14 protein-coding genes are annotated in these 11770 nt (G+C 66.5%); 7 read left to right on the top strand and 7 right to left on the bottom strand.

Annotated features, from left to right (window positions below; all coding sequences use genetic code 11):
- Positions 1-6 precede the first annotated feature (6 nt).
- The 6 genes from ACW9UL_RS07005 to ACW9UL_RS06980 form a co-directional block, all read right to left on the bottom strand.
- Positions 7-633, bottom strand: a complete 627-nt coding sequence (locus ACW9UL_RS07005) for a glutathione S-transferase family protein (protein ID WP_122107482.1) — start codon at positions 631-633, stop codon at positions 7-9.
- A 138-nt stretch (positions 634-771) separates the two neighbouring features.
- A complete protein-coding gene (locus ACW9UL_RS07000) occupies positions 772-1662 on the bottom strand; it encodes a LysR family transcriptional regulator (protein WP_457789732.1) in 891 nt (296 codons plus the stop codon).
- The gene (locus ACW9UL_RS06995; protein ID WP_122107483.1) at positions 1659-2582 is read right to left on the bottom strand and encodes a LysR family transcriptional regulator; all 924 of its coding nucleotides are present in this window, start codon (positions 2580-2582) and stop codon (positions 1659-1661) included. Before ACW9UL_RS06995 ends, ACW9UL_RS07000 begins: the two co-directional genes overlap by 4 nt.
- Before the next feature lie 43 nt (positions 2583-2625).
- A complete protein-coding gene (locus ACW9UL_RS06990; protein WP_457789729.1) occupies positions 2626-3246 on the bottom strand; it encodes a LysE family translocator in 621 nt (206 codons plus the stop codon).
- A 27-nt stretch (positions 3247-3273) separates the two neighbouring features.
- A complete protein-coding gene (locus ACW9UL_RS06985; protein ID WP_122107484.1) occupies positions 3274-3642 on the bottom strand; it encodes a DUF5064 family protein in 369 nt (122 codons plus the stop codon).
- 90 nt (positions 3643-3732) lie between these two features.
- Complete coding sequence (locus tag ACW9UL_RS06980) at positions 3733-4050, bottom strand: DUF2288 domain-containing protein (RefSeq protein WP_457789727.1); 318 nt, start codon at positions 4048-4050, stop codon at positions 3733-3735.
- A gap of 295 nt (positions 4051-4345) precedes the next feature.
- On the opposite strand from ACW9UL_RS06980, the gene ACW9UL_RS06975 reads away from it, so the two are divergent.
- From ACW9UL_RS06975 to ACW9UL_RS06950, 6 genes are all read left to right on the top strand, one after another.
- On the top strand, positions 4346-5467 hold the full coding sequence (locus ACW9UL_RS06975; RefSeq protein ID WP_021442919.1) for a branched-chain amino acid ABC transporter substrate-binding protein: 1122 nt from the start codon (positions 4346-4348) through the stop codon (positions 5465-5467).
- A gap of 116 nt (positions 5468-5583) precedes the next feature.
- On the top strand, positions 5584-6507 hold the full coding sequence (gene livH, locus ACW9UL_RS06970) for a high-affinity branched-chain amino acid ABC transporter permease LivH (protein ID WP_021442918.1): 924 nt from the start codon (positions 5584-5586) through the stop codon (positions 6505-6507).
- A gap of 11 nt (positions 6508-6518) precedes the next feature.
- The gene (locus ACW9UL_RS06965; RefSeq protein ID WP_021442917.1) at positions 6519-7775 is read left to right on the top strand and encodes a high-affinity branched-chain amino acid ABC transporter permease LivM; all 1257 of its coding nucleotides are present in this window, start codon (positions 6519-6521) and stop codon (positions 7773-7775) included.
- Positions 7772-8539, top strand: a complete 768-nt coding sequence (livG, locus tag ACW9UL_RS06960; RefSeq protein WP_021442916.1) for a high-affinity branched-chain amino acid ABC transporter ATP-binding protein LivG — start codon at positions 7772-7774, stop codon at positions 8537-8539. Before ACW9UL_RS06965 ends, livG begins: the two co-directional genes overlap by 4 nt.
- A 2-nt stretch (positions 8540-8541) precedes the next feature.
- Positions 8542-9243 (top strand): ABC transporter ATP-binding protein, encoded by a 702-nt coding sequence (locus tag ACW9UL_RS06955; protein WP_457789724.1) that lies wholly within the window; start codon positions 8542-8544, stop codon positions 9241-9243.
- A gap of 202 nt (positions 9244-9445) precedes the next feature.
- On the top strand, positions 9446-10312 hold the full coding sequence (locus ACW9UL_RS06950; protein WP_457789723.1) for a DUF6279 family lipoprotein: 867 nt from the start codon (positions 9446-9448) through the stop codon (positions 10310-10312).
- A gap of 83 nt (positions 10313-10395) precedes the next feature.
- Here ACW9UL_RS06950 and ung read toward each other — a convergent pair whose 3' ends face one another.
- Positions 10396-11085: a uracil-DNA glycosylase gene (gene ung / locus ACW9UL_RS06945; RefSeq protein ID WP_021443717.1), complete on the bottom strand. Its 690-nt coding sequence runs from the start codon at positions 11083-11085 to the stop codon at positions 10396-10398.
- Between the two features lie 182 nt (positions 11086-11267).
- Here ung and ACW9UL_RS06940 point away from each other — a divergent pair, with 182 nt between their 5' ends.
- On the top strand, positions 11268-11681 hold the full coding sequence (locus ACW9UL_RS06940; protein ID WP_021443718.1) for a PaaI family thioesterase: 414 nt from the start codon (positions 11268-11270) through the stop codon (positions 11679-11681).
- Positions 11682-11770 lie beyond the last annotated feature (89 nt).

The raw sequence follows: 11770 nt of genomic DNA, 5'->3' as shown, positions 1-11770 counted from the left end.
GGTGACTCAGGCTTGCAGGCCGGCGGCGGTACGCGGCATCGGCACGAACCCCGGCAGTGCCTCGATGCGGGCCAGCCAGGCGCGGATGTTCGGGTAGGGCTCCAGCGAGACGTTGCCCTCCGGCGCATGGGCAATGTAGGAGTAGTTGGCCACGTCGGCGATGCTCGGCTTGTCGCCGGTGAGGAACGGGGTTTCGCCCAACTCGCCTTCCATCACGGTGAACAGCGCGTGGGCGCGGTTGATCACTTCTTCGCTGTTGAACGAGTAGCCGAATACGGTGACCAGGCGCGCGGCGGCAGGGCCGAAGGCCACCAGCCCGGCGGCTACCGACAGCCAGCGCTGCACCCGTGCGGCGGCGGCCGGCTCTTGCGGCAGCCAGTCGTCGTTGCCGTAGCGCTTGGCCAGGTAGACCAGGATGGCATTGGAGTCGGCGACGACGGTGCCGCCGTCATCGATCACCGGCACCTGGCCGAAGGGGTTGAGGGCGAGGAACTCGGGGGTCTTGTGCGCGCCCTTGGCCAGATCGACGAAGATCAGCTCGGTGGGCAACTGCAGCAGCGACAGCATCAGTTCGGCGCGGTGGGCGTGACCGGAACGGGGAAAGTTGTACAGCTTGATGGCGGGACGGGACATGCGATGACTCCTTCGAGGTGGGCTTAGGTCTCCGCGAGACGACTGGCCTTCGCGACGATGGGGGCCATGTTCACCCCATCCAACCCCGATAAGAATCACCACTATTGGCAATCCACTATTTCATTTTCCGCAATCAGCTCAGACCTGAAAGGCCGGGTGGGCGCGCAGACGCGGTACGGCAAAGTCGAGGAAGCTGCGCACCCGCGCCGCCGCCCGGCGCCCCTCGCGGTAATACAGCTGCACCGGCACGGGCGCTGTAGCGAAGTTTTTCAGCACCGCCTGTAATTGCCCGCTCTGCAACTCCTGATAGGCCTCGTAGCTCAGGCAGCGGGTCAGGCCAAAACCGGCGAGCGCCGCGCGGATCGCGGCCTGCGGCGTGCTGCAAGTCAGCCGCGGCGCGAGCTTCACCGCGCCGTCCACAAAGCGCCATTCCCCCGCATGCCCGGTCGAAGAACGAGCGATGGTGCGGTGTGCGTGCAAAGCCTGCGGGTTGGCGGGCCAGCCCCAGCGCTGCAGATAGGCAGGTGCCGCACAGACCAGCGGTCGCGCCCACCCCAACGGCACGGCGAAGCCGGACGAACTGGGCAGATGGCCGACCACCACGGCCAGGTCGATGCCCTCCTCCAGCAACCTGGGCGGCTCTTCGCGCGCCAGGGTGGCCAGGCTCACCTCGGGAAAGGCTGCCAGGTAGTCGACGGCAATCGGCGTCAGCACCTGATGCGTCATCAGCAGCGGCAGGGCCAGGGTCAGTTGTCCGACGGGGTTGGCGTGCAGGCCGGTCACGGAGCGCTCGGCCTCCTCCACCCGCAGCAGGATGCGCTGGCAGCTGTCGGCGAAAGCCGCACCCGCCGGGCTCAGGCTGACGCCGCGCGGACCGCGCAACAGCAGGGTGCTGTCCAGACGGCTCTCCAGCGCAGCAATCGTACGCATCACCGTGGCCTGCGACAGCTGCAGCGCCCTGGCGGCCGCCGCCAGGCTACCGGCCTGCGCCACGGCGAGGAACACCTGCATTTCGCGGTGATGGCTCATGCTGCGGGTGGAGCGCCGGCCGCGCGCAAGGCCGGATCGGCGCGAAAGCTGGCGGCGCAGTGGTCGACGAAGGTGCGCACCTTGGCCGACACCTGGCGCCCGCCCTGGTGAATGATGTGCACCGGCAGGGCCGGTGGTTCGAAGGCTTCGAGCACCAGTTCGATCTCGCCGCGCGCCACCGCCTCGGCCACCTGGTAGGACAGCACGCGGGTGTAGCCCCAGCCCAGGCGTGCGGCGCCGATCGCCGCCTGGTTGGAGCTGACGGTAAAGCGTGGACGCGGCATGAAACCGAAGGGCCCGTCGGCGCCGATGAACTGCCAGTGCGACAGCAGGTTGCTGGCGCTGGACATGACGATGGGCGCATCGCGCAACTCATCCGGATGACGCGGGCGGCCGACGCGGTCGAGAAAGGCCGGCGCGGCACATACCACCGGGCGGATCTGCCCGACCTGCAGCGCCGGGTGATCGCCCTCGGGCAGCGAGCCGATGCGCACGGCGACGTCGATGCCCTCCTCCAGCATGTTCACCACGCGGTCGACCAGCAGCGCATTGACCTCCACGTCCGGGTGGGTGTCGAGGTACTGGGCGATGCGTGGAATCAGGAACAGCTCGCCAAACATCACCGGCGCGGTCACGGTAAGCCGCCCGCGCGGGCGCACGCTGCCGCCGGCGGCCAGCTCCTCGGCCTCCTCCAGCTCCAGCAGGATGCGCCGGCAGTCCTCGACATAGCGCTGGCCGGCTTCGGTCAGGCGCAGGCTGCGCGTGCTGCGCGCCAGCAGCAGGGTGCCGAGACGCGCCTCCAGCGCGGCGACCGCGCGGGTCACGCTGGGCGGCGAGATGCCCAGCAGCTTGGCGCCGCCGGCGAAGCTCTCGGCCTCGGTCACCGCCAGCAGCACCCGCATTTCCTGAAACCGGTCCATCGTCACCGCCTGGTTCTTGGTCGCGAGGGCACAGGATAGCGCTTCAGCGTCGACTCAAGGCCAGGCGCGCAGCGAACAGCACGAAGATCAGCCCGGTGCTGCGATCCAGCCACCTGATCACCGCCGCGCGCCGCAGCCAGTGGCCGAGCGGCTCGGTGGCGCCGATCAGCGCCAGCGCCCAGATCAGGCCGAGCGCCACATGGATGCCCACCAGAGCGAAGGTCCAGGCGATCAGGGGTTGGCCTTGGGGGATGAACTGCGGCAGGAAGGAGACGTAGAAGATCCCCACCTTGGGGTTGAGCAGGTTGCCCAGCAGGCCGCGCAGAAACCAGTTGGCGTCGGGTTTGCCGCTCGCCTGCGCGAGGGCCAGCGAGCTGCGCGGGCGCAGCAGCAGGTTCAGCCCGAGCCAGGCCAGATAGGCCGCGCCGCAATACTTGAGCAGGTTGTAGGCGAACTCGGAAACCGCAAGCAGCGCGCCCAGGCCGAAGGCCACCGCCGCGCCCCACAGCAGGCAGCCGGCGTTGATGCCCAGCGCCGCGCGCAACGCCTGCCGGCGCCCCTCGACCGCGGCGGTGCGCAGCACCAGCGCGGTGTCGATGCCCGGCGTCAGGGTCAGCAGCGTGGCGGCGAGGGTGAAGGCGATCAGGTTCTCGGCGATGGGCATGAAGAACAACGCTCGGCCAGTAGGTGCTCAGAGCCCGTCCTGCTCCAGATGATCGAGGTTCACCGCCTCGCCCGGCTTGGCGTGCAGCTTGCTGCGGATGTCCTCGAAGATGGCGTCGTATTCCTTGTGCCCGCGCATGATCGGGCTGGCGTTGGCGTGCAGGCCGTGCTTGACCACCAGCCGGGAGATCACGCTGGCGAAGTTGAAGGCGGTGTCGCGGTGCATCTCGAACACTTCCTCGAAGGCCTTGCCGTCGATCTCGCCGACCAGGCGACCGTGCAGCATGGCGCCTTCCTTGGGGTCCTGGCGCACCTCGTAATAGAAGTCGATGGAATAGCTCGGCTGCCCGGCCATACCGGGCGGATTGCGGCGATGCAGGTGACCGGGTTCGAACATGGCACCACTCCTTAGTAACGGGTCTGGGCGTTCCGCGCGGGAACGCCGAGACAGTCTAGACCGGCTATCGCGCCGCTGCAGCGCGCCGTTTCAGTGCACGCTGGCGGCCGTCGCCCGCTCCTGCACCAGTACCCAGGGCGCCACCACCACCGCCCACAGCTGCGGGTCGCGCGCCAGCAGGTCCTCGGCGCGGGCATCCTCCAGCTTGCCCAGCTGGCCACGGGCCATCCACTCGGCGACCCGCGCCTGGTCGTTGCTGGCCACGGCCTCGGCGATCGCCACCAGATCCTCGCTGCCCTCGACCCAGAGCAGTGCACCCCGGGCGAAAAAGGGTTGCAGTTCCTGCCAGCGAATCGGCGCGGTTTCGCCAAGCAGCTTGGCATAGAGGGTGCTAGATTGATCCGTCATGGTGTGCCCCGTGTCGATGGCGATGAGTGCAGGCGCGCAATGATAGCGCCGGCGACTCTTCAGGCAACCGCGGGACGCTCGCTGAGCGACTGGGGACACGCCGTTTTTCTGTACATACCTTGCAATTTAGCGACACCCCCGCGATTCGCCTCCAGCTGCCGGCTTTTCAAGGCGCAAATCCGCGCTCTACACTGTTCCGGTACAGTTGCCGGGGGCATGACCGGGGTAACGGACCCGGTTCTGCAGCTTCGGCCGCAAGAACTACAACAACGAAAAACATAAGAGTGGAGCACTCATGAACAAGGCTACTAAGCAGATTTCCAAACTGTTTGCGGCAATGGCTCTGGCGGGGGCGGCCAGCTATTCGATGGCAGCCGACACCATCAAGATCGGCCTGGCCGGTCCGGTGACCGGTGCCGTGGCGCAGTACGGCGAGATGCAATTCATCGGCGCCAAGATGGCCATCGAGCAGATCAACAAGGCCGGCGGGGTGAACGGCGCCCAGCTCGAAGGCGTGGTCTACGACGATGCCTGCGACCCGAAACAGGCCGTCGCCGTGGCCAACAAGATCGTCAACGACGGCATCTCCTACGTGGTCGGCCACCTCTGCTCCAGCTCCACTCAACCGGCCTCCGACATCTACGAAGACGAAGGCATCCTGATGATCACCGCGGCCTCCACCAGCCCGGACATCACCGCGCGCGGCTATGAGCTGGTGTTCCGCACCATCGGCCTGGACAGCCTGCAGGGCCCGACCGCCGGCAACTTCATCGCCGACAGCATCAAGCCGAAGAACGTCGCCGTGATTCACGACAAGCAGCAGTACGGCGAAGGCATCGCCACCGCGGTCAAGCAGACCCTGGAAGGCAAGGGCATCAAGGTCGGCCTGTTCGAAGGCATCAACGCCGGCGACAAGGACTTCTCCGCAATGATCGCCAAGCTCAAGCAAGCCGGCGTCGACTTCGTCTACTACGGCGGCTACCACCCGGAACTGGGCCTGCTGCTGCGCCAGTCGAAGGAGAAGGGTCTGGACGTCAAGTTCATGGGCCCGGAAGGCGTGGGTAACAAGGAAATCTCGGCCATCGCCGGCCCGGCCTCCGAAGGCCTGCTGGTGACCCTGCCGAAGTCCTTCGACCAGGATCCGAAGAACCAGGCGCTGGTCGAGGCCTTCAAGGCCAAGAACGAAGACCCGAGCGGCCCGTTCGTGTTCCCGGCCTATGCCGCCGTGCAGGTGATTGCCGAAGCCATCGAGAAAGCCGGCAGCACCGACACCGCCGAAGTGGCCGCAACCCTGCGCGCCAACAGCTTCGACACCCCGACCGGCACCCTCGCCTTCGACGAGAAGGGCGATCTGAAGGACTTCAGCTTCGTGGTCTACGAATGGCACCAGGACGGCACCAAGTCCGAAGCCAAGTAACAGTCCCGCCTGAACCCAAAGCCCACTGCAGCCGCAGTGGGCTTTGTTTATTAGAAGAATTCCGGTCTTGCGCTGCGTCACAAGCGCCGCTTTACGCAGGGCCCAGGAGTTAGGCAATGCCTGATCTTTACCACTACCTTCAACAGCTGATCAATGGACTCACCATTGGCAGTACCTATGCCCTGATCGCCATCGGCTACACCATGGTCTACGGCATCATCGGCATGATCAACTTCGCCCATGGCGAGGTTTACATGATTGGCTCGTACGTAGCCTTCATCGTGATCGCCGGACTCGCCATGTTCGGTCTCGACAGCCTGCCCATCGTGATGATCGCGGCGTTCTCCGCCAGCATCATCGTCGCCAGCGCCTACGGCTACAGCATCGAACGGGTGGCCTACCGCCCCTTGCGCGGCGGCAACCGCCTGATCCCGCTGATCTCCGCGATCGGCATGTCGATCTTCCTGCAGAACGAGGTGTTGCTGGCCCAGGACTCCAAGGACAAGGCCATTCCCAACCTGCTGCCGGGCAACTTCATCTTCGGTGAAAGCGCCATGAACGGCGTGGTCATCTCCTACATGCAGGTGCTGATCTTCGTCGTCACCTTCGTGGTGATGGTCGGCCTGAGCATGTTCATCTCCCGCTCGCGCCTCGGCCGCGCCTGCCGCGCCTGCGCCGAAGACCTGAAGATGGCCAACCTGCTGGGCATCAACACCAACAACATCATCGCCCTGACCTTCGTCATCGGCGCCACCCTGGCCGCCGTGGCCGCGGTGCTGCTGGGCATGCAGTACGGCGTGATCAACCCGCACCTGGGCTTCCTCGCCGGGATCAAGGCGTTCACCGCCGCGGTGCTCGGCGGCATCGGCAGCATCCCCGGCGCCGTGCTCGGCGGTCTGGTACTGGGCGTGGCCGAAGCCTTCGGCGCCGACATCTTCGGCGACCAGTACAAGGATGTGGTGGCCTTCAGCCTGCTGGTGCTGGTGCTGCTGTTCCGCCCGACCGGCATCCTCGGCCGTCCGGAGGTTGAAAAAGTATGAGTGCGCCCTCCATGAGCAATCGCCTCAAGACCGCCTTCTTCAGCGCCCTGCTGGTGCTGGCCGTGGCCTACCCGGTGCTCGGCCTGAAGCTGACCACCGTCGGCATCAAGCTGCAGGTGCAGGGCGCCAGCCCGGCCGTGCTGTGGACCATCGCCGGTTGCGCCATCGCCATGTTCTTCTGGCAGCTGTTCCGCAGCCAGCTCGGCGCCGCCTGGGCCCACGCGCCCAAGCTGCCGAGCATGCCGAGCAAGGCGAGCAACTTCCTCACCCTGCCCTCGACCCAGCGCTGGGCGATCATGGGCCTGATCCTGGTCGCCCTGGCCTGGCCGTTCTTCGGCTCGCGCGGCGCGGTGGACATCGCCACGCTGATCCTGATCTACGTGATGCTCGGCCTCGGCCTGAACATCGTGGTGGGTCTGGCCGGTCTGCTCGACCTGGGTTACGTCGGCTTCTACGCCGTCGGCGCCTACAGCTACGCGCTGCTGTCGCACTACTACGGCCTGGGCTTCTGGGTGTGCCTGCCGATCGCCGGCCTGATGGCGGCGTTCTTCGGCTTCATCCTCGGCTTCCCGGTGCTGCGCCTGCGCGGCGACTACCTGGCCATCGTCACCCTGGGCTTCGGCGAGATCATCCGTCTGCTGCTGCGCAACATGACCGAGCTCACCGGCGGCCCCAACGGCATCAGCGGCATCGACAAGCCGACCCTGTTCGGCCTGTCCTTCGACCGCCGCGCCGCCGAGGGCATGCAGACCTTCCACGAGTACTTCGGCATCGCCTACAACTCGGTAAACAAGGTGATCTTCCTCTACCTGATCGCCCTGCTGCTGGTGCTGCTGACCCTGTTCGTGATCAACCGTCTGCTGCGCATGCCGATCGGCCGCGCCTGGGAAGCGCTGCGTGAGGACGAGATCGCCTGCCGCGCGCTGGGCATGAACCCCACCGTGATCAAGCTCTCGGCCTTCACCATCGGCGCCAGCTTCGCCGGTTTCGCCGGCAGCTTCTTCGCCGCGCGCCAGGGCCTGGTGTCGCCGGAGTCGTTCACCTTCATCGAGTCGGCGATCATCCTCGCCATCGTGGTGCTCGGCGGCATGGGTTCGCAGTTGGGGATCATCCTCGCGGCCATCGTCATGATCCTGCTGCCGGAACTGGCGCGGGAGTTCAACGAATACCGCATGCTGATGTTCGGCGCCCTGATGGTGCTGATGATGATCTGGCGTCCGCAGGGCCTGTTGCCCATGCAGCGTCCCCACCTGGAGTTGAAGCAATGAGCCGCGCGATTCTCGAAGTAAGCGGCCTCACCATGCGCTTCGGCGGCCTGCTGGCCGTCAACGAGGTGGGCCTGAGCGTCAAGGAAAAACAGGTGGTCTCGATGATCGGCCCGAACGGCGCCGGCAAGACCACGGTGTTCAACTGCCTGACCGGTTTCTACCAGCCCACCGGCGGCAGCATCCGCCTCGACGGCGAGCAGATCGAGGGCCTGCCGGGCCACAAGATCGCGCGCAAGGGCGTGGTGCGCACCTTCCAGAACGTGCGTCTGTTCAAGGACATGACCGCGGTAGAGAACCTGCTAGTGGCGCAGCATCGCCACCTCAACACCAACTACCTGTCCGGCCTGTTCAAGACCCCGGCGTTCCGCAAGAGCGAGCGAGAGGCGATGGACTTCGCCGCGCACTGGCTGGAGCGGGTCAACCTCACCGAGTTCGCCAACCGCCCGGCCGGCACCCTGGCCTACGGTCAGCAGCGCCGCCTGGAAATCGCCCGCTGCATGATGACCCGCCCGCGCCTGCTGATGCTCGACGAGCCGGCCGCCGGTCTCAACCCGCGCGAAACCGAGGACCTCAAGCAACTGATCGGCGTGCTGCGCGACGAGCACGGCGTCACCGTGCTGCTGATCGAGCACGACATGAAGCTGGTGATGAGCATTTCCGACCACATCTACGTGATCAACCAGGGCACCCCCCTGGCCGACGGTACGCCGGAGCAGATCCGCAACAATCCGGACGTGATCAAAGCCTACCTGGGGGAAGCCTAACCATGCTCAGTTTCAACAAGGTCTCCACCTTCTACGGCAAGATCCAGGCCCTGCACGAGGTCAGCATCGAGGTACAGAAAGGCGAGATCGTCACCCTGATCGGCGCCAACGGCGCCGGCAAGTCGACCCTGCTGATGACCCTGTGCGGCAGCCCGCGCGCCACCAGCGGCAGCATCCGCTACATGGGCGAGGAGCTGGTCGGCATGGACACGCCGGACGTCATGCGCAAGAGCATCGCGGTGGTGCCGGAAGGCCGCCGCGTGTTCGCCCGCCTGACCGTCGAGGAAAACCTGGCCATGGGCGGCTTCTTCGGCAGCAAGGGCGACAACCAGGAGCAGCTGGACAAGGTCCTGCAACTGTTCCCGCGCCTGCAGGAACGCTTCGCCCAGCGCGCCGGCACCATGAGCGGCGGCGAGCAGCAGATGCTCGCCATCGGCCGTGCGCTGATGAGCAAGCCCAAGTTGCTGCTGCTCGACGAACCGTCGCTGGGTCTGGCGCCGATCATCATCCAGCAGATCTTCGACATCATCGAACAGCTGCGCAAAGACGGCGTGACCATCTTCCTGGTCGAGCAGAACGCCAACCAGGCGCTGAAGCTGGCCGACCGTGGCTATGTGCTGGAGAACGGCCATATCGTCATGCAGGGTAGCGGCAGCGACCTGCTCAGCGATCCCAAGGTACGCGACGCCTACCTCGGCGGCTGAACCCGGCCGATGCTAGCGGAACCGCCCTTCGGGGCGGTTTTTTATTCTGTAGGGAGCGCCCTGCGCCGCAACGCGGGCGACGAATGCCCGGGGCGCGACACCCCCGAGAAAACGCTGAACTCTTAAGCGGATATTTCCGCCCTCTTGCGCCCTGCCCGTCTGGCATTAGGCTCAAGCTCTCCGCCCTCGAGAGAGCACGCTCATGTCGCTGCGCAAGCCCCTGCTTCTGCTGTTGGCCTTGGCCCTGCTGCTCGGCGCCTGCAGCCGGGTCGACCTGGCCTACCGCAATCTGGACTGGCTGATCCCCTGGAAGCTGGACGACTACCTGGCGCTCGACGAGCAGCAGCGCGCCTGGCTCAAGCCGCAAGTGCAGCAGCACCTGGCCTGGCATTGCCGCGTCGAGCTGCCGCGCTACCTCGACTGGCTGGAGGCCAACCAGGCGCTGCTGGACGCCCCCGACAGCGAGGCGCTGGCTGCGCAACTGCAGGCCTTCGACCAGGCCCTGCAGCGCATCGCCGTGGAAATCACCCCGAGCAGCGTGCAGCTGCTGCGCGGCCTGAGCCCGCGCCAGGTCGAGCAGCTGTTCGAGGCGCTGGACGAGCAGAACGCCAAGCTGCGCGAAGAGTTTGTCGAACCGCCGCTGCCGCAGCAGATCGCCCAACGCGCCGAGCGCATGAACCAGCGCCTGCGGCCCTGGTTCGGCAACTTGAGCGCCACGCAGAGCGCCCGCGTCGAGGCCTGGGCCGCCAGTCTGGGGGCGCAGAACCGGGTCTGGCTGGACAACCGCCTGGCCTGGCAACAGGCGCTGCGCGAAACCCTCGAGGTGCGCCGCGGCGAGGCGTTCGAGGCGCGCATGCGCGCGCTGCTGCAACAGCGCGAGCGCTTCCATACCCAGGCCTACCAGGCCAGCTATGCGACCAGTCGCCGGGCGCTGGTCGACCTGTTCGCCGACCTGCTCGCCCAGGCCGACGAGCCCCAGCTCAGCCGCCTGCGGCAGCGCCTGAACGGCCTGCACGCCGACCTGGCGAAGCAGCAGTGTCAGGCCGGCGAAGCCGTTGTCGTTCGTTGATGGGCGGCTCCCGCAGGGAGCGCCGCGCACAGCAAGATAGCGGCATCGCTGCGCACGGCGCAGCCTGCGCGCCGCGATCCCGACTAGAGCGCCGGCAACCGCCAGTCGATGGGGGTCATGCCGTTTTGCACGAGGAACTGGTTGCAGCGACTGAAGTGGCCATTGCCGATAAAGCCGCGGTGCGCCGACAACGGCGAGGGGTGCGGCGAGCGCAGCACCAGGTGCTTGGTCGGGTCGATCAGGCGCTGCTTGCCCTGCGCATGACTGCCCCAGAGCAGGAACACCAGCTTGGGCCGCTGCTGGCTGACCACCTCGATCACCCGGTCGGTGAACAGTTGCCAGCCCTTGTTCGCGTGGGAGCCGGCGTTGCCGCGCTCCACGGTCAGCGAGGTGTTGAGCAGCAGCACGCCCTGCTCGGCCCAGCTCTGCAGGTAGCCGTGGGCGGGGATGTCGAGGTTCAGGTCGCGCTTGAGTTCCTTGTAGATGTTCACCAGCGACGGCGGCGTCTGCACCCCCGGCTGCACCGAGAAGCACAGGCCGTGGGCCTGGCCGGGACCGTGGTAGGGGTCCTGGCCGATGATCACCACCTTGACCCGCTCCAGCGGCGTGGAGTTGAGCGCATTGAAGATCAGCGGGCCCGGCGGGTAGATCTCCTTGCCGGCCGCCTTCTCCGCACGGAGGAACTCGCGCAGCTCGCTCATGTAGGGCTTGTCGAACTCCTCGCGCAGCGCCTCTTTCCAGCTGGCGTCGAGTTTGATGCGGTCGTCGGTCATCCCGGGTGTTCCTGCGCTGAAAACGAAAACGGCACGCTAGGCAAGGCACGGGGGCAAGTCAAGGCATGGCACGGGATAACGCGGCGCCGACTGATGCCTGCCCATCACGCCGCTGGATGCGCGTTGCCACGCCGCCCTCGCCGGCCAAGACTCAAAGGCGATATCTCGAGGAGCAGCGCAACATGAACACCGCGACCGCTATCAGCCGCGAACGCCTGGAACAGGCGCTGGCCCACTCCACATTCGCCCAGTTGCTCGGCGCCGAGCTGCTCGACTTCGAACCCGGCAAGGTCAGCCTGCAGGTGCGCAGCCGCCCCGACCTGTGCCAGCACCACGGCTATCTGCACGGTGCGGTGGTCGGTTTCATGGTCGACAGCGGCTGCGCCTGGGCCGCCGCCTCGCTGGTCGGCGACGTGGTCACCAGCGAATACAAGCTCAACCTGCTCGCCCCGGCCATCGGCGAGCGCTTGCTGTGCCGGGCCGAAGTGCTCAAGGCCGGACAGCGCCAGGCGGTCTGCCGCGCCGACGTGTTCGCCTTGAAGGATGGCCAGGAGAAGCTGGTGGCCACCGGCCTGGCGACCATCGCCCGGGTGTAGCGCGGATTCAGCAGCCGTAGGTTGGGTTGAGGTGCGCAGCGCCGAAGCCCAACGGGTCATGTCGAGGACTGTTGGGCTTCGCTACACTC

It is taken from the genome of Pseudomonas sp. PL-6 (genome assembly GCF_054110165.1).
Note: the sequence above shows the minus strand (reverse complement) of the source record. Positions and strands in the feature narration are given on the sequence as shown.